Source organism: Streptomyces sp. NPDC005402 (assembly GCF_040606575.1).
Taxonomy (GTDB): domain Bacteria; phylum Actinomycetota; class Actinomycetes; order Streptomycetales; family Streptomycetaceae; genus Streptomyces.
Genome location: NZ_JBEXFB010000007.1, coordinates 224,008 through 245,459, shown reverse-complemented (window position 1 = coordinate 245,459; position 21,452 = coordinate 224,008). Strand labels below are relative to the sequence as shown.

Here is a 21,452-nt window from a genome sequence, read left to right as displayed (position 1 = left end):
CGTGAGAGGGTGCGGGACTCGGGACTGTCAGAGCAGGGGAACCCGGGTGAAGTGCCCGGCGGCGCGCAGTTCCTCCTCGATGCGGGCAGCCGTCAGGCGGAGTTCGGGGAGGAGTTCCTCGACGCACTCCGCCGCCGTGCGGCCCGCCGCGTGCAGGGCCACGTTCACGGCGGCGACGACCCGGCCCGTACGGTCGTGCAGGGGGACGGCGAGGGTGCGCAGACCGTCCTCCCAGTCCTCGTCGAGCAGGGCGTAGCCCTGCGTGCGGAGGCGGGCGGAGGCGGCGGAGCCCTCCGTGTCCGACAGCAGGACCCGGCCCAGGGAGGTCGCCGCGGCCGGCAGCCGGGTGCCCACCCGGATGTCGACGCCCATGATCCGTGGGGACACGGCCCGTGCCGTGTACTGGATCTCGGCGGTCGGCCCCGAGGACACCAGGACCGCCAGCGCCGTCGACTCGCCGACCCGCGCCGCCAGGTCCGCCAGGTGGGGCGCGGCGATGCGCGGCAGGGACGTACGGGACAGCGGCGGGAAGCCCAGGGACAGGACCCGCGGGGTGAGGCTGAAGGTGCGGGACTCCGGCTGCCCGCGGACCAGGCCCAGGTGTTCGTAGGTGATCAGGGCGCGGCGGGCCGTCGCCCTCGTGAGGCCCGTCGCCCGGGCCACGTCCGTCAGGGTCAGCGCGGCCCTGCCCTCGCCGAACGCCGTCAGGACCGTCAGTCCGCGCGCGAGGGACTCGACGAACTCACGGCCCAGTTCGTTCTTGGACGCGCCGATCCAGGCGGCCGATCCCGAGGGGGGCGGGCCCGGGTCCGGGTCCGGGGCGGCGGCCAGTTCGCGTTCCATCTCGGCCACCGTCGCCCGCAGCCGTGGCAGCAGGGTGTCGCGCAGGTCCGTCGCCGTGTGGCGGCTGGTGTGGCTCACGACGTTCGCCACGCAGGCGATCCGGCCCGTGCGGGGGTCCCGTACGGGGACGGAGACCGCCACCAGGCCCGGTTCGATCAACTGGTCGTCCAGCGCCCAGCCGTTGCGGCCCGCCTGTGTCGCCGTCACCTCGAACTCTCCCTCCCGAAGGGGGAGTTCCCGTGCGGGTACGGCCGGAAAGCCCCGGTTCTCCGGGTCCGCCGCCCGGCGTTCACGCCAGGCCCGCCAGTCGCCCTCCGTCCATTCGGACGCGAACAGGGGCCCGGGCGCGGTGCGTTCGGCCGGGAGCAGGTCGCCGATGCGGAAGCTGAGGGACATCGCGCGGCGGCGGGTGGCCTGGTGGATGAACCGGATGCCGTCGCGGTCGGCGACCGCCAGCGACACCGACTCGTCCAGCTCGTCGGCGAGGGCGTCGGCCCGTGAGGAGAGCAGGGCGGGCAGGCGCAGGGCGGCGAGATAGGCGTTGCCGAGTTCCATGAGGCGGGGGGTCGTCACCGCGTCCCGGCCGTCCAGGCGGACGTATCCCATGCGGGCCAGCGTCGACGTGATGCGGTCGACCGTGGAACGCGCCAGGCCCGTCGCCCGCTCCAGCCCGCTCAGGCTCAGCGTCCCGCCCGCGTCGGTCAGCTCCCGCAGCACCCTGACCCCCCGGATCAGCGGCGCGACCGCCTCGGCCGGCACGGCGGACTCCGGTACCGGCGGGGGAGTGGTGGTCTCAGCGGGCATCGGCTCTCCGGTACGGCGGTCACGGCAGGCCTACGGTAATCCGCCACACCCCCCACGACGCGCCACGCCCCCTGCACCACCAACGCGAGCCCTACCCGCCCCTGCGACGCTCCACGGGCCAGCGAGCCGTACCGCACCTGCGGCGCGCCACGCCCCCTGCACCACCCCGCGAGAGTCGGCCGCCCCGCCCCTACCCCCGCGTCACCCCCACCCGGTAATTCCCGTCCCCGTCCACTCCCAGCACCCGCACCCTGATCCCCTTGGCCGGGTCCCGGAACTCCTCCCCGGTCGTGAACGGCGCGTCCGAGAGTTCCGCGTGGACGTTGGGGCTGCGGGTGCAGCCCCCGCTGTTCCGCCGTGAGTCGTACACGCGTACCGGACCCCGCCCGGTGTCCACGTCCGCGTCGACCTTGTAGACGAGGACGCCCGGCCGGCACACCGTCTCGTCGTTGCCCTCGCGGGTGCGGAGCTCGACCGCGTAGCCGGTGCGGCGGCCGAGGGGGACGAAGAGGAGTTTGGTGCCGAGGCCGGGCCGGGCCAGCGGGGTCAGCGTGAACTCCGAAGTCCCGGACGCCGTCACGCAGTTGACCTGGGCCGCGTCCAGCCAGCCGAGCTTCCACTTGTGCCAGCCGAGGAGGTCGTTGTTGGCGCCCCAGTCCTCGCTCATGATGTCCCAGTGGCCGACCGCGCCCCCGCCGTTCTGGGTGTAGAGGTCGGGCAGGCCGAAGACATGGCTGTTCTCGTGGGGCAGGACCCGGTAGCCGGTCCGCGGGTAGGAACCGGAGCCGTCGTCCTGGCGGGAGTACACGAAGGAGGCGTTGGCGACGGGGACGCCGTCGGCGACCGGGGCGTCGGGATTGCCGGCGAAGGTCACCGACAGGACCGTGTCCAGGGCGGGGGGCCCGGCGTTCGGGGTCACCAGGACGTTCAGGAAGTCGTACGACCGGAAGTCCACCCTGGGATCGGCGGCGGCCACGATGTCCTGGACGAGTCGGCGGTAGCCGGGGTCGAAGGGGGCGCCGCGCTCTATGCCGTAGGCCCGGAAGGACTTCGGCATCCGCAGCCAGTCGGTGATCGGGGCCTCGGGGCGGTAGTCGAGACGGCCGTAGGAACTGGTGCGGAACCAGTTCTGGGTCTGCGGGAAGAACTCGCGGAAGCGGCTCTGGGCGGTGCCGGAGCCGGGCGCGTCGGAGAAGTCGATCATCAGGGTGAGGGCGTGGACGGTGCCGGTGGAGCGGGAGTACCCGCCGGGCGTGGGCAGGCCCTCGGACATCTGGACGGCCGGGCCGCCGCTGATCAGACAGGCGCCGTGGGAGTCGGAGCGGGCCAGGGAGACCGGGCCGGCGGTGGTGGCCCCGGGGACGGGGCGCTCGGTGCCGGCCGAGGTGCTGACCGCGAGGGTCAGCACGGTCACGGACGCGAGGGCGGCGACGCGGCGCGGGCGTATGCGACGTCTGGTCCACGGCATGCGAGCACCCTCCGGAGCGCGGCAGCCGCTGGTCGGAAGGCTGCTCCTCTTCGATCACCCTCTGCCGGGGGAGGGGCGCACGCGCGCTGGAGGGACCGAACGTGGGTATCGCGAGATCTGTGACTCAGGTCACATCATAATTTCTCCTCAACCCGAAATAACCGGGGAGCGTCTCCCCGTTTAGACCTGTGTCCGAGCGAAACGGGGATTGAGTCCCCGGTTCACCGCCAACAGAGGAGCACACCGTGCAGACCGCTCTCACCGTGCAGCGCAAAGCGCCCCGCGCCGACGCCCTGCGCAACCGCGAGCGGATCGTCACCGCCGCCAGCGAGATGTTCACCGAGTTCGGCCCCGACGTGCCGCTCGACGAGATCGCCCGCCGGGCCGGCGTCGGCAACGCCACGGTGTACCGCAACTTCCCCGACCGCGACGCACTCGTCCGTGAGGTCGTCTGTTCCGTCATGGACCGGACGTCCGAGGCGGCCGAGCTCGCGCTCGCGCAGACCGGGGACGCCTTCGGTGCTCTGGAGCGCTTCGTGCACGCCTCCGCCGACGAGCGGATCACGGCACTGTGCCCGATGATCCAGGGCACCTTCGACCAGTACCACCCCGACCTGGTGGCCGCGCGCGAACGCATCGAGCAGCTCGTCGAGCAGCTCATGGACCGGGCCAGGGCGGCCGGTCAGCTTCGCGGCGACGTGAGCGTCGGTGACCTGATGGTCGCCGTGGCCCAGCTGTCCCGGCCCCCGGCCGGTACCGGCTGCCTCACCCTCGACGGGTTCGTGCACCGCACCCTTCAGCTGTTCCTGGACGGACTGCGGGCCCCGGCCCGCTCCGAGCTGCCGGGCGCGGCCCTGACCATGGAGGACCTCCGCCAGGCCTGATCCGACGACGAACCGATTAGTTCACAGCGCGAGAACAGTCTCCATCAACGACTTTCGACCGGCCGTCACCGAAGACGGACCGTCCCCTTTACACATCTTTTTTCCGTTCCGAAGTCCCGAAGTGGGTATCCCCATGTCTGAAACAGCCGCAAAGGCTCCCGGCGCACCGGCCGTGTCCGGTGACGCCAACCGCTGGAAAGCGCTCGTCTTCATCGCGCTCGCCCAGCTGATGGTCGTCCTCGACGCGACCATCGTGAACATCGCCCTGCCGTCCGCCCAGACCGACCTGGGCATCTCCGACGGCAACCGCCAGTGGGTCGTCACGGCCTACGCCCTCGCCTTCGGCGGCCTCCTGCTCTTCGGCGGCCGCATAGCCGACCTGTGGGGCCGCAAGCGCGCCTTCGTGGTCGGCCTGATCGGCTTCGCCCTGGCCTCCGCGCTGGGCGGCGCCGCCACCAGCGGCGCCATGATGTTCGGCGCCCGTGCCCTCCAGGGCGTCTTCGGCGCGCTGCTCGCGCCCGCCGCGCTCTCCCTGCTCGCCGTGATGTTCACGGACGCCAAGGAGCGCGCCAAGGCCTTCGGCATCTACGGTGCGATCGCCGGTGGCGGCGGCGCCGTGGGCTTCATCCTCGGCGGTGTGCTGACCGAGTACATGGACTGGCGCTGGACGTTCTTCGTGAACATCCCGTTCGCGATCGTCGCCGCGCTCGGCGCGTACTTCGTCATCCGTGAGCCCGAGGGCGGCCGCAACCGCAACCCGCTCGACATCCCCGGCGTCCTGCTGTCCACCCTGGGCCTGGTCGCGCTGGTCTACGGCTTCACCCGCGCCGAGTCCGACGGCTGGGCCGACTCCGTGACGGTCGGCATGTTCGTCGCCTCCGCCGTCCTGCTGATCGCCTTCGTCATCACCGAGGCCAAGGTCAAGGCCCCGCTGCTGCCGCTGCGCGTGATCACCGACCGCAACCGCGGCGGGATCTACCTCTCCCTCGGCATCGCGATCATCGCGATGTTCGGCACCTTCCTGTTCCTCACCTACTACCTGCAGATCGTGAAGGGCTTCTCGCCGATCAAGACCGGCTTCGCCTTCATGCCGATGATCGTCGGCATGATGGTCGGTTCCACCCAGATCGGCACCCGTCTGATGACCCGCCTGCCGGCCCGCCTGCTGATGGGCCCCGGCTTCCTGGTCGCCGCGGTCGGCATGCTCCTGATGACGCAGCTGGAGATCGGCTCGTCGTACGCCTCGACGATCCTGCCCGCGATGCTGCTGCTCGGCCTCGGCATGGGTACGGCGTTCATGCCCGCCATGTCCCTGGCCACCCTGGGCGTCGAGCCCCGTGACGCCGGTGTCGCCTCCGCGATGGTCAACACCTCGCAGCAGGTCGGCGGCGCGATCGGTACGGCCCTGCTGAACACGATCGCCGCCTCCGCCACGACCTCCTACATCGCCGACCACATCGGCTCCACGACCTCGAAGTCGCAGGCGCAGCTGGTGGCGCTGGAGGGCCAGGTGCACGGCTACACCAACGCGATCTGGTTCGCCGTCGGCATGCTGGTGCTCGCCGCGGTGATCGTCGTGACCCTCGTCAACGCCGGCCGCCCGGACACGACCACCGTGGCCGGGTCCGGAGAGGGCGCCGAGGAGGAGCTGGCCATTCCGGTCGTCGCCCACTGACGACGACCGCCCGGCGGTACCCCTTCGAAGACCTCGTGCGTACGGGGATGGGGACGCTCCGTACGTACGACCCCAGGAACTGCCCTGGTTTCGCTGAGCGAGCGGCTCAGCGGAGCCAGGGCAGATCCGCGCCCGCCTCGTTCGGCTGGAGTCCCTCGGCGACGATCTGCATGATCTCGCCGAGGGACTTCTGCTGTTCCGGGGTGAGCCGGTCGAAGAGAGCGGCGCGTACGGCCCGCACATGGCCCGGCGCGGCGCCCCGCAGCATCTCCAGGCCCGGGTCCGTGAGCACCGCGAACTGGCCGCGCCTGTCGTCCGGGCAGTCCTCCCGGCGCACCCAGCCGTTGCGCTCCAGACGGGCGATGGCGTGCGAGAGGCGGGACCTGGTGATCTTCGACTTCATGGCCAGCTCGGTCATCCGCAGCCGCCGCTGCGGGGCCTCGGCGAGGCCGACGAGCAGCCCGTAGTAGATGTGCGGCATGCCGGCGTCCCGCTGGAGCTGGCGGTCGAGATGGTCCTCGAGAAGGGTCGTGGCGTGCACGTACGAGCGCCAGATGCGCTGCTCTTCGTCGTCGAGCCACTGGGGCTCCTCGTCGGGGGCGGGTGCCGTGTTCATGTCTCCCACTCTACGAGCTCTCTCCTTGAAGCTTAAACAAATGAGGCGTACAGTCATGTCGTAAGAAGCTTTAAATTTGAAGCACTCAGTGCATCGGAAGTACCGGAGGAGTCCCCGCCATGTCCGCCGACACGCTGGAGCGCATGCCCGCCCTCTATCTGAGTCACGGCGCGCCGCCGCTCGCAGACGACCCGATCTGGCCCGGTGAGCTCGCCGCCTGGTCCGCGGAGCTGCCCCGCCCCAAGGCGATCCTCATGGTCTCCGCCCACTGGGAGGAGGCCCCCCTCGCCCTCGGCGCGGTACGGCCCGTCCCGCTCGTCTACGACTTCTGGGGCTTCCCCGAGCACTACTACCGCGTGACGTACGACGCCCCCGGTGCCCCCGAACTCGCCGAGTCCGTACGCAAGTTGCTGCGCGCCCCCGGCATCCCCGTGCAGGACATCCCGGACCGCGGACTGGACCACGGGGCGTACGTCCCCCTGGTCGAGATGTTCCCCGAGGCCGACATCCCCGTCCTGCAGATCTCCATGCCGACCCTCGACCCGGTCAAGCTGATGGACATCGGCCGCAAGCTGGCCCCCCTGCGCGACGAGGGCGTCCTGATCGTCGGCTCCGGCTTCTTCACCCACAACCTCGCCGCCCTGCGCCACACCGGCTCCGGAGTGCCCACCTGGTCCTCGGAGTTCGACGACTGGGGCCGGCGGGCCCTTGAGGCGCGGGACGTGGACTCCCTGCTGGACTTCCTCGACAAGGCTCCCGCCGGGCGCTACGCCCACCCCCGCACCGAGCACTTCGCGCCCCTCTTCGTCACCATGGGCGCGGCGGACGTGAGCGGTGAGCTGGACACGCAGAAGTCCGTCATCGACGGGTTCTGGATGGGGATGGCCAAGCGGTCGGTGCAGTTCGGCTGAGCCTTTCCGCGAGGGCCTACAGCTCCTTCTCGTACCAGGCCACGTCCCAGTAGCGGCCGAACTTGCGGCCCACCTCCTGGTACGTGCCGACGTGCCGGAACCCGAAGCGTTCATGCAGCCGCGTGGACGCTTCGTTGGGTTGTGCGATGCCTGCGTAGGCGCGATGCAGGTCCTCGCCGGCCAGGGCCTCGAAGAGGGCCTCGTAGAGGAGGGTGCCGACGCCCTGGCCGCCCGCGTCCGGGGCGAGGTAGACGGTGACCTCCACGGAGGTCGCGTACGCGGGCTTCGCGCGAAAGGGGCTGGATGTGGCGTACCCGAGGATCCGCTGTGAGGTTCCTGTCGGGTCCGTGTCGGTGGCAACCATCAGACGGTACGGGCCGTCTTCAGGGTGGGAGAGCAGCCAAGGGCGGCGCTCTTCCGGGGTGAAGACGGCGGTGTCGAATGTGATCGGCGTCTCACGAACGTAGTGGTTGTAGAGGTCGGTGAGGGCGCCGAGGTCGCTTTCGACTCCCGGTCTGACCTGCACCTCTGTACGTTCCGACGGCATCGTGCCTCCCCCGTGTGGCCGGACAGGGTACTGCAAGATCAGAAAAATAGCGGCACCGCTTGGGAATTCTGTCCGGTTTCCAGTCGTTGTTTCCATCGGATGCAGGGCACCCGAGGAGAGTCCGGAAAGCAACCGGAGCCGGGAACCAGCGTCCGAAGGACCACCCGCTGACCCAAACATCGCAAGGGAGCACGCATGGCAACCCGTGCCGTCGCCCGTCGTAAGTCCGCCACCGGCGGGTCTACCGACGCGGCACGCAGTGTTCGCGTCCATGGCGGCGAGATTGCCGACCGCGACCTGGTCGGCATGTACCTCGACGAGATCGCGCGTACGCCGCTGCTCGACGCCGCCAAGGAAGTCGAGCTGTCCCAGATCATCGAGGCGGGTGTGTTCGCCCGACAGGTCCTCGACGGGTTCGAGGAGGCCAAGGCGGACGCCACCCGCGAGGAGCTGGAGGCGTTGGTGGAGGAGAGTGAGCGCGCCAAGGACGTGTTCATCCGCTCCAACCTCCGCCTGGTCGTCGCCGTGGCCCGCCGCTACCCCCGCAGCGGCCTGCCCCTGCTCGACCTGATCCAGGAGGGCAACGCCGGCCTGGTGCGCGCGGTCGAGAAGTTCGACTACCGCAAGGGCTTCAAGTTCTCCACGTACGCGACCTGGTGGATCCGCCAGGCCATCACCCGCTCCATCGCCGACCAGTCCCGCACCATCCGGCTGCCCGTCCACCTCGTGGAGGAGCTGGGCCGCATCCGCCGTGTGCAGCGCGAGTTCAACCGCGAGCACGGCCGCGACCCGGAGCCCGCGGAGATCGCAGCCGAGCTCGGCTCCAACCCGGAGCGCGTGGTCGACGTCCTGGACTGGGCCCGCGACCCGGTCTCGCTGAACATGGCGGTGGACGACAACGGCGACACCCAGTTCGGCGACCTCCTGGAGGACACGTCGGCGGTCTCGCCGGAGCAGTCGGTGCTGACCCTGCTGCGCAGCGAGGAACTGGACGACCTCATCGGCCGCCTCGACCAGCGCACCGCGTCCATCATCAAGATGCGGTACGGCATCGAGGACGGGCGCGAGCGCACGCTGACCGAGGTCGGCAAGGAGCACGGGCTCACCCGTGAGCGGATCCGGCAGATCGAGAAGCACGCCCTGCTGGAGCTGAAGAAGCTGGCGCGGGACACCGGGTTCGACGCGGCGGCGTAGGCGGGATGTGCCCGCGTGCGCCGGGTGGCGAAAGACCGCGTAAACATGGCTGTACTAGGCCGCTTCAAACTGCCGGACCCGGGGCACAAGACTTCAGGGTCCACACGTTCGAGTCCCGGAGGCCAAGCCATCGGACCCATCGGACCCTCCTGAACCAAGTCCCGACGCAATCCCCCCCCCGGCGCCGGGACTCTCCCCGAGCCGGACTCCGGCGCCCTCCCCCCGGGCGCCGGGGTCCGGCTCTTTTTTCGCCCCGCGAAAGCCAAAAACGGTGGGTCACCCCGTACCTGAACCACGGGGTGACCCACCGAAGGGCAGATTCTGTCACGTTTCCCGACCACTTCGCCGACCGGGCGGCGGTCCCGGCGCAGCACCCCTCAGGCGGCTCCCCCCGACGCCCGAACCAGTCGGCCTCCCAACTCCCGTACCGCCTCCACCAGTTCCGCGGGCTCCTCCACCTGGAAATCCACCCCCGTCATCGCCAGCCGCACCGCCATCCAGTCCACCGAGTCCCCGACGGTCGCCCGCAACCGGCACCGTCCCTCGCCCAGCGGCTCCGGTACGCCCATCCACGCCGGCACCCGGGCCCCGACCACCGACACGTCGCCCTCGAACGTCACGACCAGCTCGTACGTCTCCTGGCGGCGGTACATCGACTGCCGCAGATACTCCGCCGCACCCCCCGTCGGCAGCTCCCGCGGAGCGAACCGCGCCCCCGTGGCGAAGGGCTCGTTCACCCGGTCGACCCGGAAGGTCCGCCAGTCGCCGCGGTCGAGGTCGTAGGCGACGAGGTACCAGCGTCGCCCGGTGGAGACCAGGCGGTACGGCTCCACGACCCGTCGGGACTCGGCGCCGTCCTTCGCGCGGTAGCCGAACCGGAGCCGCTCGTGTCCGGCCACCGTGGACGCCATCACCGTCAGGGTCTCGGTCGGGATGCTCGCCCCGTCCCCGCTGGTGAGCGGGGTCGTCGCGGCCTGGAAGGTGGACACCCGGTGCCGTAGGCGGGAGGGCAGCACCTGTTCCAGTTTCGCCAGCGCTCGTACGGACGCCTCGTCCATCCCCTCGACCGCGTGCCCGGCCCCGGCCCGCAGTCCGACCGCGATGGCCACCGCCTCCTCGTCGTCGAGGACCAGCGGGGGCAGGGCCTTGCCGGCGACGAGCCGGTAGCCGCCGTCGGAGCCCTTGGTCGCCTGGACCGGATAGCCCAGTTCGCGGAGGCGGTCGATGTCCCGTCGGACCGTGCGGCGGGAGACCCCGAGGCGGTCGGAGAGCTCGCCGCCGGGCCATTCGCGGGGCGTCTGGAGAAGGGAGAGGAGCATCAGGAGCCGTGCCGGAGTGTCCGTCGTCATGAGTTCGAGAATGCCGTAGAAGTAGGACACGATCTGACCTAATGGGGTCATAGGTTCAGGACATGACCTCCACCGAGACCACTCTTTCGGGCAGTCCCGACGCACAGCCCGCCGTGGGCGACCGGCGTCGCTGGTTCGCTCTCGCCATCGTGATGACCGCGGCCTTCATGGACCTCGTCGACGTCACGATCGTCAACATCGCCATCCCGTCCATCCGGCAGGACGCAGGCGCCTCCGTCAGCCAGATCCAGTGGATCACCGCCGGTTACGCCCTGGCCTTCGCCGCGGGGCTGATCACCGGAGGGCGGCTCGGTGACATCCACGGGCGCAAGCGGCTGTTCCTCGTCGGCATCGGCGGGTTCACCCTCGCGTCGGCGCTGTGCGGCTTCGCCGCGAACCCGGAGATGCTGGTCGCGGCCCGGATCCTCCAGGGCGGTATGGCCGCGATGATGGTTCCGCAGGTGCTGTCGATCGTGCACGCGACCTTCCCGGCCCACGAGCGGGGGAAGGTGTTCGGGCTGTTCGGCGCGGTCGTCGGGCTGGGGGCCGTTTCCGGTCCGCTGCTGGGGGCGCTGCTGACCGAGTGGAACCTCTTCGGCCTGGAGTGGCGGCCGATCTTCCTCATCAATTTGCCGGTCGGGATCATGGGCCTCGTGCTCGGGAGCCGTTTCATCACCGAGTCCAAGGCGCCGCGGGCGCTGAAGCTGGACCTGGTGGGCGTGGCCGTGGTCGTGCTCGGACTGCTGATGCTGCTCTATCCGCTGACCCGCGGCGAGGAGCTGGACTGGCCGCTGTGGGGGTACGTGTCGATGGCCGGCGCGCCCCTCGTGTTCGCGGCGCTGGTGGCGTACGAGAAGCGCAAGGGCGAGCGGGACGGGTCGCCGCTGGTCGAGCTGTCGCTGTTCAAGGTGAAGAGCTTCGCGGCCGGGATCGCGGTGCAGACCGTGTTCGGGGTCGGGCTCGGCATCTTCTTCCTGGTGTGGACGCTGTACATGCAGACCGGGCTGGGCTGGAGCCCGCTGCGGGCGGGGCTGACCGGGGTGCCGTTCTCGATCGCCGTCTCCGTGGCCGCCGGGCTCTCGGTGCAGAAGCTCGTGCCGCGGTTCGGGCGCGGGGTGCTCCAGGCCGGTGCGCTGCTGATGGTGGTGGGTGTGCTGCTCTACCTCTGGGAGGCCGAGCGGTACGGCATGTCGATCAGCTCGTGGCAGATGGCGTTGCCGCTGGTCGTGATGGGCGTGGGGATGGGCCTGATCGTCGCGCCGCTCACCGACGCAGTGCTGTCGGAGGTGCCGCGTGAGCACGCCGGCTCGGCGTCGGGGCTGATCAACACCGTGCAGCAGATGGGCAACGCGCTCGGCCTCGGGCTGGTCTCGGTGGTGTTCTTCGGGGTCATCGGCGACGACCTGGGACCGGCGCAGGTGGGCCCGGCCTTCGTGGACGCCTTCCAGCACGCGCTCGGGTGGGTCGCGGCGGTGATGGGCGTGATCTTCGTGCTGATGTTCGCGCTGCCGAAGCGGCCCGCGCTGCATGGGGAGGGGGCTACGGAGCCTGTGGTGGTGGAGGAGCGGGAGCCGCAGCCGGTGGGATGAGCTTTCCGGTGAGGGCCCGGCATCTTTCGAGATGCCGGGCCCTTCTGGCATGCGCTTCTGCCCTGTTCGGGCCTGACCGGAAGTCCGTTCATGTCCGGATGGGGTCCGAACCTGTTTACTTTCCGGAAATCCGGGCGTAGCCTCCGACTGAAACCACACGTTCGGGCATCAGTCGGAGGCGAGCGGACATGTACGCACCGGAACGGCAGCAGGAGATCCTCCGGCTCGCGCGTGACGGCGGGCGGGTGGACGTCGTCTCGCTGGCCGAGGAGTTCCAGGTCACCGCCGAGACCATCCGGCGGGACCTGAAGGCCCTCGACCGCGCGGGGCTGCTGCGCCGGGTGCACGGCGGGGCCATCCCGGCCGGGCGCCTCGACTTCGAGCCGGACCTCGCCGAGCGCGAGACGACCGCGGCCGACGAGAAGGACCACATCGCCAAGGCGGCCCTCGCCGAACTGCCGACCGAGGGCACCCTGATCCTCGACGCCGGCACGACCGTGGCCCGTCTCGCCGCCGCCGTCCCGCTGGAGGCCTCGCTCACCGTCGTCACCCACAGCCTGCCGATCGCGGCCCGCCTCGCGGACCACCCCGGCATCCAGCTCCACCTCGTCGGGGGGCGCGTACGGCACCGTACGCGCGCCGCCGTGGACGCCTGGGCGCTCAGGGCGTACGGCGAGATCCGCGCCGACGTCCTTTTCGTAGCGGCCAACGGCTTCTCCGCCGAGCACGGCCTCACCACCCCCGACCTCGCCGAGGCCGCGGTCAAGCGCGCGGCGATCGCCGCCGCCCGCCGCGTGGTGCTGCTCGCCGACTCCGCCAAGCACGGCCAGGAGCACTTCGCCCGCTTCGGCGACCTGAGCGATGTGGACCTGCTGATCACCGACAGCGGGCTGAGCCCCGAAGACGCCGTAGCCATCGAGCGTGGCGGCACGGAAGTGCTGTGTGTTTGAGAAACGAGTGCGCATGATCCTCACCGTCACCCCGAACCCGTCCCTGGACCGTACGTACGAGGTCCCGTCCCTGGAGCGCGGCGAGGTCATCCGCGCCTCCGGTGAACGCATGGATCCCGGCGGCAAGGGTGTCAACGTCTCGCGTGCCGTCACGGCCGCCGGGCAGCGCACGGTCGCGGTCCTGCCCCTGGGCGGGGCGCCGGGAGCGCTCGTCGCCGACCTGCTCGACGCGCAGGGCATCGAGGTCGCGCCGGTACCGGTCGCGGGCGCCACCCGGTCGAACATCGCGCTCGCCGAGTCGGACGGGGTGCTCACGAAGATCAACGCGCCGGGTCCCGAGCTCACTCCCGAGGAGCAGGAACTCCTCCTGGAGACCGTGCGCGAGCAGTCGCGCGACGCGTCATGGATCGCGTGCTGCGGGAGCCTGCCCCGGGGGCTCGCGCCCTCCTGGTACGCCGAGGTGGTCGCGCGGGCGCACGCTGGTGGTGCGCGGATCGCGCTGGACACCTCGGGGCGCGCGCTCCTGGAGGCACTGCGCGAGCGGCCCGACGTGGTCAAGCCGAACGCCGAGGAGCTCGCGGAGGTGGTCGGACGCCCCCTGGCCACGGTGGGCGACGCCGTGAAGGCGGCCGAGGAACTGCGGGAGATGGGTGCGCGGGCGGTCCTGGCGAGCCTGGGCGCCGACGGGCAGCTGCTGGTGGACGCCTCAGGCGCCTGGTTCGGCAGTGCCCGCGTGGAAAACGTACGCAGCAATGTCGGCGCAGGCGATTCCTCGCTGGCCGGCTTCCTGATCGCCGGCGGCAGCGGCCCCGAGGCCCTCGCCTCCGCGGTCGCGCACGGCGCGGCGGCCGTCCAGCTGCCCGGCAGCGTCATGCCGACCCCAAACGACCTGGACCCGGCCGCGGTGACGGTCACGGCCGAGGTGCCGGTGGACCGGGTGCTGAAGGAGCCGGTGTCATGAGCGGCCCGGTCGCGGCGGCTTCCGGTACGGCGGTCCCCCGTCGTGCCGATACGGCCGTGCCGGCGCTGTTACTCCGCGCCGCCACCCTCCTCCCGAACCCCATGAACCCCCACCGCACCACCCCCGTCCCCACCCCTGACGCCCACCCCACTCCCCGGGCGATACGCGTGCGAAGGAGCCCGCGATGAGCGACATGATCACCGCGGACCTGGTCGACCTCGACCTGTCCGCCGATACCAAGGAAGCGGCGGCCCGTGCCCTCGCCGAGCGCATGGTCGCCCTGGGCCGGGTGACCGACCTGGAGGGCTTCCTCGCCGACGTGGCCGCCCGCGAGGCACAGATGCCGACCGGCCTCGACGGCGGTATCGGCATCCCGCACTGCCGCAGCGAACACGTCACCGAGCCGACGCTCGCCTTCGGGCGCAGCGCCGCCGGGATCGACTTCGGCGCGCCGGACGGACCCGCCGACCTGATCTTCCTGATCGCCGCACCGGCCGGCGCGGACGACGCCCACCTGACGATCCTGTCCTCCCTCGCGCGGCAGCTGATGAACGCCGAGTTCACCGACGCGCTGCGGTCCGCGGGCGACGCGGGGAGCGCGGCGGCGCTGATCCGCGGGGACGAGGCATCCACGGGGACGTCCGAAGACTCCGTTGCGGCATCGGCGGCGGCCTCCGCCGATGCCGCAACGGCCAGTACCGCTCCCGACGCTCCGGAGACCCCCTTCCGGATCGTCGCCGTCACCTCCTGCCCGACCGGCATCGCCCACACCTACATGGCCGCCGAGTCGCTGGAGAACGCCGGCCGCGAGGCGGGCGTCGAACTCGTCGTCGAGACACAGGGCTCGGCCGGCTTCACCCGTCTCGACCCGGCCGTCATCGCCGCGGCGGACGGCGTGATCTTCGCGCACGACGTCCCCGTACGCGACAAGGACCGCTTCGCCGGCAAGCCCACCGTCGACGTCGGCGTGAAGGCGGGCATCAACCGGCCCGCGGAACTCATCACCGAGGTGCGCGGGAAGGCCGCGCGCGGCGAGGTGACGGCAGGCGCCGGCGCGGGTGCGGGGACGCCGGTCGAGCGGGCCGGCGAGTCCGGCGACAGCTACGGCACCAAGCTCCGCAAGTGGCTGATGACCGGCGTGAGTTACATGGTCCCGTTCGTCGCCGCGGGCGGTCTGCTGCTCGCCCTCGGGTTCGCGATCGGCGGCTGGCAGATCGCGAGCGCGCCCTCGGTCATGAAGCACTTCTCCTGGACCGAGATCGACAGCTGGGGCGCCCTGCTGTTCCAGATCGGCCAGGTCGCCTTCGGCTTCCTGGTCCCGGTCCTCGCCGGATACATCGCGTACGGCATGGCGGACCGACCCGGTCTCGTCCCCGGCTTCGTCGGCGGAATGATCTCCTCGCAGATCGCCGCCGGCTTCCTGGGCGGCCTGGTCGCCGGTCTGCTGGCGGGTGGAGTGGTCCTCACGATCCAGCGGATCAGGATCCCACCGGTGCTGCGCGGCATCATGCCGGTGGTGGTGATCCCGCTGATCTCCTCGCTGATCGTCGGCTTCCTGATGTTCGTGGTGATCGGAAAGCCCATCGCCGAGGCCCAGAAGGGCATGACGGACTGGCTCAACGGCCTCTCCGGCACCAACGCGATCCTGCTCGGCGTCCTTCTCGGCCTGATGATGTGCTTCGACCTCGGCGGCCCGGTCAACAAGGTCGCGTACGCCTTCGCCACCGCCGGAATCGCCGTGCAGGACCCGAGCGACTCCGCGATGAAGGTCATGGCCGCCGTGATGGCCGCGGGCATGGTCCCGCCGCTGGGCATGGCGCTCGCGACCACCGTCCGCAAGAAGCTCTTCACGCAGACCGAGCGCGAGAACGGCAAGGCCGCCTGGGTCCTGGGCGCGTCCTTCATCTCCGAGGGCGCGATCCCGTTCGCCGCGGCCGACCCGCTGCGGGTCATCCCGGCCTCGATGGCGGGCGGCGCGGTCACCGGCGCCCTGTCGATGGCCTTCGGCGCCACCCTGCGCGCTCCGCACGGCGGCATCTTCGTGGTCCCGCTGATCGGCAGCCCGTTCCTCTACCTGATCGCCATCGCGGCGGGCGTGTGCGTCACCACCGCGCTGGTGGTCGTCCTGAAGAGCATGCGCAAGCCGGTCCCGGGAGCGGCGGCCACCGCGGTGCCCGCCGCCAAGGCGGAGGCCAAGCAGCCGGTCGCCGCATAGAACCTGCCCCTTTGGGGCGGCTGTGAGGTGTTCACGGCACCTGCGAGATACGTCACGGTCCGGGGCCAAAGTCCCGGACCGTGGTGTCTACTGGAACGCATGCCTGAGCACGTCTCCGTCTACCAGTGGCTTGGTGTGACCCTGCTCGTCCTGGTGGTCGTCGCCTGGACGGCGGGGTTGGCCTACCTGCTGCGCCACGGCCGCCACGAGGCCGTCGTGTGGCGCGTCGCCCACGGCCTGCCCGCCCTCCCGCGCCAGCGCCGGGCCGCCCCCGGCCACGAGTGTGTCGAACTGACACCGGCGGAGGAGGACGCGTTCGCGGGGCTGGTACGACAGCTCGGCGGCGGCCGCTGAGCCCGAACCGTCGGCCGGTTCAGGACAGTTGCGCGGCCCGCCGCTCCATGGCGTCGCGGGCCGCGTCCTCGGTGACGTACACCTCGCACATGTGCCGCCCGTCGGGCGTCGCCGTGTGCTCGACCTCCCACAGGGAGATCTCCGCGCCGTCGCGCAGCAGAAACGCGTGCTCGTACAGCGAGAAACCCAGCCCGGCGCGGCCCGCCCGGCACGGCCGCCCGAACGCCTGCGTGATCTGGTGGGCGAACGCCTGGGCCAGCAGCGCGGCCGTCTCCGCACCCGGCCGGTCCGCGTTCTCCGCGCGGCGCAGGAGACGGCGCGCGTGATCCGCCGAGTCGTCCGGGGCGTAGGCGTGCCGCGGCGGCTGCACGGGCGAGAGCTGCACGGTCACCGGCAGCTCGAAGTCCGGGGTGTCCTGCGGCAACGGCAGCCGCGCGGTCGCCGCCCGCAGCTCCTCCTCGTCGACGTACACCTCGTGCTGCGGAACGCTGTCCCGCGCGGTGTTGTGGACGAGCTCCCACAGAGTCAGTGCCGAGCCGTCGGCGAGCAGCCACGTGTGCCGGTACGTCTCCCGGTGCAGCCCAGCGCTGTGGTGCGCGGAGTGCAGTGAACTGTCGTACGCCAGCGCGCAGTCCAGCTGCCGGATCGTCTCGTCGGGCAGCTCGAAGGAGTTCAGGGCACGACCCAGGAGCCGCGCGAGGTGCTCCTCCGGAGACTCGGGCGACTCGGGTGGTTCGTACGCTGCCGTCTCGTACGGAACGCTCAAGGTTTCTCCCGGCGTTGCTGCATGTCACCTTGTGGGTGCATACCGTAGCCCCTCGGTCGGACATCATGTCCGGGAACCGAGAAAACGTGCGCCTGGAAAACGTGCGGGCCGCGCGGGAAATTCCCCCGCGGCCCGACGGACCGTCAAAAGTCCCTGATCGGGAGGTGTTTTCCGTGATCAGGAGGTGCTGACGGCGCTCCCCGCGACCCACTCGTTCCACGTCATGTTCCAGCCGTTCAGCCCGTTGTCGGGCGCCACCGTCTTGTCGGGGGAGTTCTTCACGACCACCACGTCCCCGATCAGCGAGTTGTCGTAGAACCACTTGGCCGGGGTGTCCGCCTTCCCGCCCTTGACGTCCCGCAGGCCGACGCATCCGTGGCTGGTGCCGGTGCGCCCGAAGGGCGGATTCCCCTTGCTGTACCAGTAGTTGCCGTGGATGAAGGTCCCCGACTGCGTCAGCCGCATCGCGTCCGGGACGTCGGGGATGTCGTACGCGTTGGCGAGCGCGACCGTCCGGCTGTCCATGCGGATCTTCTTGTACTTCTCGGAGATCACCATCTGCCCGTTGTAGGTGGTGAACTCCGGACTGCCCGTGGAGATCGGCACGGTCTTGACGGTCGTCCCGTCCCGCACGACCTTCATGGTCTGCGTGTCGGCGTCCACGGTGGACACCTGCGAGCGCCCGATCGTGAAGCTGACGGTCTTCTCCTGCACACCGGTGACCCCGTTGGCGCCCTTGACCCCATCCAGGTCGATCTTCATGGTGACCTTGGAGCCGGCCTTCCAGTACTCCTCGGGCCGGAAGTCGAGCCGCTGCGCCCCGAACCAGTGCCCCACCACCTGCTGCCCGCTGCTGGAGCTGACGGTGATGTGCGACTGCACGGCCTTCTTGTCGCTGATCGCCTTGTCGAACTTGAACGACACCGGCATCCCCACACCGACCGTCGTCCCGTTGTCCGGCGTGTACGTGCCGATGAAGCTGTTCTCCTTGGAGACGGTCGTGAAGACGGACTTCGAGGTCACGGCCCTGCCGTCAGAGTCCTTCGCCGTCGCGGCTATCTCGTACTTCGTCCCCCGCTCCAGCTGCTCCCCGGGCTTCCAGCTCCCGCCGCCCGCGGCCAACGACCCCGGCACCTCCTGCCCTGTGCCCGCCACGGTCATCCTCACGCCGGTCAGCGTGCCGTCGCTGACCTTCACGCCGGTCGAGTTGATCGACGCGCCCGTCGAACCGTTCCTGGCGGAGATGATGATCCGCGCCGCGGAGGTCTTCGCGGGATCCTTGCCGCCCTTGCCCTCACTCCTGGCGTCGGAGTCGCCTCCGCACGCGGTGAGGGTGAGGGCGCCGACCATCAGGACGGCACAGGCCCCCAGTGCGCGCCGCGCTGCTATGTCCGGCGTTGTCACGAGTTACTCCAGATTCGTGTGGTCTGCACGCTCCGCTCCACTTCGTGAAGAAGGAGGGAACCCGGTCCCCGACCGGGTTCCCCGAGAGCGCGACGAATGCGTCAGTGGGGCTGCCGGGATGAGGTTGCCGGGCGGGTGCGGGTCCGTTGTGGCCGGTCGCGCGGTTCCCCGCGCCCCTGATGCCTGCGGCGGCCTGGGTATCCGTCCTGGCGCAGGGTGACTGCAACCCCGCTAGGGGCGCGGGGAACCGCGCGACCAGCCCCCGTCGGCCCGCAGACACCACCGCCCCACCTCACCCCGCACAGCCGCCGCAGGTATCACGCCCCGGCCCCGTACAACTCCCGGTAGGAAGGCCACGCCCCACCCACCCCCTCCACCGACTCCGCCGCCCGCACCGCCCGCACGATCGCGCGCGTCACCACATCCGCGCCCGCGGCGAGCACGGAGTTGAGCGCGAGCGGATCCCCGGCGTCCAGTGGACGCGCCCCCGTGGCCAGGGCGAACACCGTGTCGCCGTCGTGCAGCAGGTGCACCGGACGTACGGCACGCGCGATGCCGTCGTGCGCGGTCCCCGCCACTTTCTGGGCCTGAGCCTTCGACAGGTCCGCGTCCGTGGCCACCACCGCGAGCGTGGTGTTCAGCGGGGGCGGCCCGTTCTTCGCCGCGGTCTCGGCGAGCCGTCGGCGGGCGGCCTCGTGCACCCGCTCCTCCGGATACCGCACCCGCCCGTCGAACAACTCCCCGTACAGAACTCCCGTCTCCTGATCCGACACCGCTCCCACCGCGTTGGCCACCACCAACGCCGCCACGGTGATCCCCGAGGGGAGAACGACACTCGCCGTCCCCACCCCGCCCTTCATCGCTCCGACCGCGGCCCCCGTACCCGCCCCCACGCACCCCTCCGGCACTTCCGCGCCGACGGCACTCGCCGCGGCGGCCTCGACGGCGGCCCGCCCGGTCGCCGCGTCCGGCCGGGCCCGGAAGTCGCCGCCCCGTCCGAGATCGAAGACACAGGCGGCAGGGACGACTGGCACCACATGCGAGGGGTCCGGTCCGACCCGCACCCCCCGCCCCCGCTCCTCCAGCCAGGCCATCACCCCGGAAGCCGCGTCCAGCCCGTACGCGCTGCCCCCGGTCAGCACGATCGCCTCCACCTTCTGCACCAGGTTGCGCGGGTCGAGCGCGTCGGTCTCCTTGGTGCCGGGCCCGCCGCCGCGCACGTCCACCGCGGCGACCGCCCCACCCTCCGGGGCGAGCACGACCGTGGTGCCGGTGAGCCAACCGCCGCCGGTACGCGTCGCGTGACCCACGCGCACCCCGGCGACATCCGTCAGAGCGTCAACTGTCATGGACCCAGTCTTGTCCAGCCACCGCCCCGGCCGGACGAGGTCAGGCCACCCGGGCCGGCTCCTGGCCCTCCCGCGCCGCCATCCGCGCGGTCAGCGAAGTCCCGGTCACCACGGCCAGCGCCACCACGATGCCCGCCGCGAGCACCGCCCGGTCGCCCAGGAAAGTGCAGCAGATCACCAGCAACGCCGTGACCGGCAGCACCAGTTGTTGCGCGATGCCCACCTTGAAGTACCGCGAGTGCAGGAGCCAGACCGTGAGCAGATAGAGCGAGGTCGGCAGGGTCACCGCGGCCGACGCGGCCAGGGTCGAGATGTGCGCCTTGCCCACGGCCTGTTCCACGGCCACCTCCAGACCCGCCCCGATCGCGGCGGCCGACGCGAACACCAGGTAGTGGCCGTATCCCCACAGGAACGCCTGCCTGCTGGAGCGCAGATGACCGTGGATGGGCACCACGAAGTAGATCCACCAGGCGGCGAAGACGATCAGCAGTCCGCCGGCGGCGATCGGCAGCAGCTCGCCGAGCGCCTCGTGCTCGTCGATGCCGGACTTCACGGCGACCGTGGCGGCGGCGATCGTCTCGCCGAGCACGATGATCGTGAACAACCCGTAGCGTTCCGCGATGTGATGCGGATGCCACGACGTCGGATGGTCCCTCTCGGCGAACGGCGGCACACACATCTCCAGCACCGCCATCACCAGGAACACCCAGGCCCGGCCGCCCTCCGGCAGCACCAGCAGGCCCAGCCAGCCGACCTGGCACATCAGCACGCCGAACGCGTAGCGCAGGGCCGTCGTCCGCTCCGCACCCTCGCTCGAACGCGCCACCCGCAGCCACTGTGTGATCAGCGCCAGCCGCATGATCACATAGCCCAGCCACACGGCCAGGAACTCGTGGTCCTCGAACGCCCGGGACACCCCGGCCGCCAGCACCAGGACACCCGCGATCTGCAGCAGGGTGACGACCCGGTAGAGCGCGTCGTCGTTGTCGTAAGCCGAGGCGAACCAGGTGAAGTTCATCCACGCCCACCAGATGGCGAAGAAGACCATCGCGTAGTTGAGGATCCCCTCGCCGGCGTGCGCCTCGGCGATCGCGTGCACCAGGGCCACGCCCGCCTGGGCGATGGCCACGACGAAGCACAGGTCGAAGAAGAGCTCCAGCGGCGAGGCGACCCGATGCGCCTCGTCCCGGCCGCGAGCGGTGATTCTGCGCAGTGGACTGCGTGTCGGACTGGACGTCATGGAGCCAAGCAGAACAGATACCGTCCCGAAACGCTTGTGGACTGTTCACCGGCGTCGGCCGGCCGGAAGACCGGGCCGGGACCGGGGTGGGCGGCCGCTCCCACGGGGTGGGTCCGGCAGGGCCGTACCCTGGAGCCATGAGTAGCGCCCCCCGACCCGAGTCCCGCGAGCCGAAGCCCGCGCTGGTCTTCGACGATCCGCTGGACCAGCAGTCCGCGGACGACACCGACCGAGGCTGGGGCGACCGGCCGCGCGGCGACGGCGACAGCGCGGCCGACCTGAAGCGCTTCCTCGACGAGAAGCCGCCCCACCACCTCTGAGCGGGGCGCGCGG

19 protein-coding genes are annotated in these 21,452 nt (G+C 71.0%); 10 read left to right on the top strand and 9 right to left on the bottom strand.

All coding sequences use genetic code 11. The features are described from left to right. Positions 1-27: 27 nt before the first annotated feature. Positions 28-1,647 carry a helix-turn-helix domain-containing protein gene (locus ABZT02_RS16280; RefSeq protein WP_356018430.1) on the bottom strand — a complete coding sequence of 540 codons (1,620 nt, stop codon included), beginning with the start codon at positions 1,645-1,647 and terminating at the stop codon, positions 28-30. Between the two features lie 190 nt (positions 1,648-1,837). Next, positions 1,838-3,115 (bottom strand): M6 family metalloprotease domain-containing protein, encoded by a 1,278-nt coding sequence (locus tag ABZT02_RS16275; RefSeq protein ID WP_356018427.1) that lies wholly within the window; start codon positions 3,113-3,115, stop codon positions 1,838-1,840. A 245-nt stretch (positions 3,116-3,360) separates the two neighbouring features. On the opposite strand from ABZT02_RS16275, the gene ABZT02_RS16270 reads away from it, so the two are divergent. Next, positions 3,361-3,999 (top strand): TetR/AcrR family transcriptional regulator, encoded by a 639-nt coding sequence (locus ABZT02_RS16270; RefSeq protein ID WP_356018425.1) that lies wholly within the window; start codon positions 3,361-3,363, stop codon positions 3,997-3,999. Positions 4,000-4,132: 133 nt separating this feature from the next. Further along, positions 4,133-5,674: an MFS transporter gene (locus ABZT02_RS16265; protein ID WP_356018423.1), complete on the top strand. Its 1,542-nt coding sequence runs from the start codon at positions 4,133-4,135 to the stop codon at positions 5,672-5,674. A 106-nt stretch (positions 5,675-5,780) separates the two neighbouring features. Here the strand turns inward: ABZT02_RS16265 and ABZT02_RS16260 are convergent, their stop codons facing one another. After that, entirely contained in the window at positions 5,781-6,290 is a 510-nt protein-coding gene (locus ABZT02_RS16260; RefSeq protein ID WP_356018420.1) for a MarR family transcriptional regulator, read from the bottom strand. A 119-nt stretch (positions 6,291-6,409) separates the two neighbouring features. Between ABZT02_RS16260 and ABZT02_RS16255 the strand changes: the two genes are divergently transcribed. Then, positions 6,410-7,201, top strand: a complete 792-nt coding sequence (locus ABZT02_RS16255; RefSeq protein WP_356018418.1) for a class III extradiol ring-cleavage dioxygenase — start codon at positions 6,410-6,412, stop codon at positions 7,199-7,201. A 16-nt stretch (positions 7,202-7,217) separates the two neighbouring features. Here the strand turns inward: ABZT02_RS16255 and ABZT02_RS16250 are convergent, their stop codons facing one another. Further along, on the bottom strand, positions 7,218-7,748 hold the full coding sequence (locus ABZT02_RS16250; RefSeq protein ID WP_356018416.1) for an N-acetyltransferase family protein: 531 nt from the start codon (positions 7,746-7,748) through the stop codon (positions 7,218-7,220). A 195-nt stretch (positions 7,749-7,943) separates the two neighbouring features. Here ABZT02_RS16250 and ABZT02_RS16245 point away from each other — a divergent pair, with 195 nt between their 5' ends. Continuing rightward, positions 7,944-8,942 carry a sigma-70 family RNA polymerase sigma factor gene (locus ABZT02_RS16245; protein WP_356018414.1) on the top strand — a complete coding sequence of 333 codons (999 nt, stop codon included), beginning with the start codon at positions 7,944-7,946 and terminating at the stop codon, positions 8,940-8,942. 377 nt (positions 8,943-9,319) lie between these two features. Here ABZT02_RS16245 and ABZT02_RS16240 read toward each other — a convergent pair whose 3' ends face one another. Next, complete coding sequence (locus ABZT02_RS16240; RefSeq protein ID WP_356018649.1) at positions 9,320-10,291, bottom strand: YafY family protein; 972 nt, start codon at positions 10,289-10,291, stop codon at positions 9,320-9,322. 62 nt (positions 10,292-10,353) lie between these two features. Between ABZT02_RS16240 and ABZT02_RS16235 the strand changes: the two genes are divergently transcribed. The 5 genes from ABZT02_RS16235 (at position 10,354) to ABZT02_RS16215 (ending at position 16,360) form a co-directional block, all read left to right on the top strand. Continuing rightward, positions 10,354-11,880, top strand: a complete 1,527-nt coding sequence (locus tag ABZT02_RS16235; protein WP_356018412.1) for an MFS transporter — start codon at positions 10,354-10,356, stop codon at positions 11,878-11,880. 188 nt (positions 11,881-12,068) lie between these two features. Beyond that, a complete protein-coding gene (locus tag ABZT02_RS16230; RefSeq protein WP_356018409.1) occupies positions 12,069-12,830 on the top strand; it encodes a DeoR/GlpR family DNA-binding transcription regulator in 762 nt (253 codons plus the stop codon). 13 nt (positions 12,831-12,843) lie between these two features. Beyond that, on the top strand, positions 12,844-13,791 hold the full coding sequence (gene pfkB / locus ABZT02_RS16225; protein WP_356018407.1) for a 1-phosphofructokinase: 948 nt from the start codon (positions 12,844-12,846) through the stop codon (positions 13,789-13,791). Positions 13,792-13,975: 184 nt separating this feature from the next. Further along, entirely contained in the window at positions 13,976-16,006 is a 2,031-nt protein-coding gene (locus ABZT02_RS16220; protein ID WP_356018405.1) for a fructose-specific PTS transporter subunit EIIC, read from the top strand. A 99-nt stretch (positions 16,007-16,105) separates the two neighbouring features. Beyond that, positions 16,106-16,360: a hypothetical protein gene (locus ABZT02_RS16215; protein ID WP_356018403.1), complete on the top strand. Its 255-nt coding sequence runs from the start codon at positions 16,106-16,108 to the stop codon at positions 16,358-16,360. Positions 16,361-16,379: 19 nt separating this feature from the next. On the opposite strand, the gene ABZT02_RS16210 is transcribed toward ABZT02_RS16215, so the two are convergent. The 4 genes from ABZT02_RS16210 to ABZT02_RS16195 all read right to left on the bottom strand — a co-directional run bounded on the left by ABZT02_RS16210 (position 16,380) and on the right by ABZT02_RS16195 (position 21,119). After that, positions 16,380-17,126, bottom strand: coding sequence for a DUF6227 family protein (locus tag ABZT02_RS16210; protein ID WP_356018400.1), 747 nt, complete (start codon positions 17,124-17,126; stop codon positions 16,380-16,382). 177 nt (positions 17,127-17,303) lie between these two features. After that, on the bottom strand, positions 17,304-18,530 hold the full coding sequence (locus tag ABZT02_RS16205) for an Ig-like domain-containing protein (protein ID WP_356018398.1): 1,227 nt from the start codon (positions 18,528-18,530) through the stop codon (positions 17,304-17,306). Between the two features lie 317 nt (positions 18,531-18,847). Further along, on the bottom strand, positions 18,848-19,879 hold the full coding sequence (locus ABZT02_RS16200) for a P1 family peptidase (RefSeq protein WP_356018396.1): 1,032 nt from the start codon (positions 19,877-19,879) through the stop codon (positions 18,848-18,850). A 40-nt stretch (positions 19,880-19,919) separates the two neighbouring features. Then, the gene (locus ABZT02_RS16195; protein ID WP_356018394.1) at positions 19,920-21,119 is read right to left on the bottom strand and encodes a low temperature requirement protein A; all 1,200 of its coding nucleotides are present in this window, start codon (positions 21,117-21,119) and stop codon (positions 19,920-19,922) included. Between the two features lie 137 nt (positions 21,120-21,256). On the opposite strand from ABZT02_RS16195, the gene ABZT02_RS16190 reads away from it, so the two are divergent. After that, positions 21,257-21,439 carry a hypothetical protein gene (locus tag ABZT02_RS16190; RefSeq protein ID WP_356018392.1) on the top strand — a complete coding sequence of 61 codons (183 nt, stop codon included), beginning with the start codon at positions 21,257-21,259 and terminating at the stop codon, positions 21,437-21,439. The last annotated feature ends 13 nt before the right edge of the window (positions 21,440-21,452 follow it).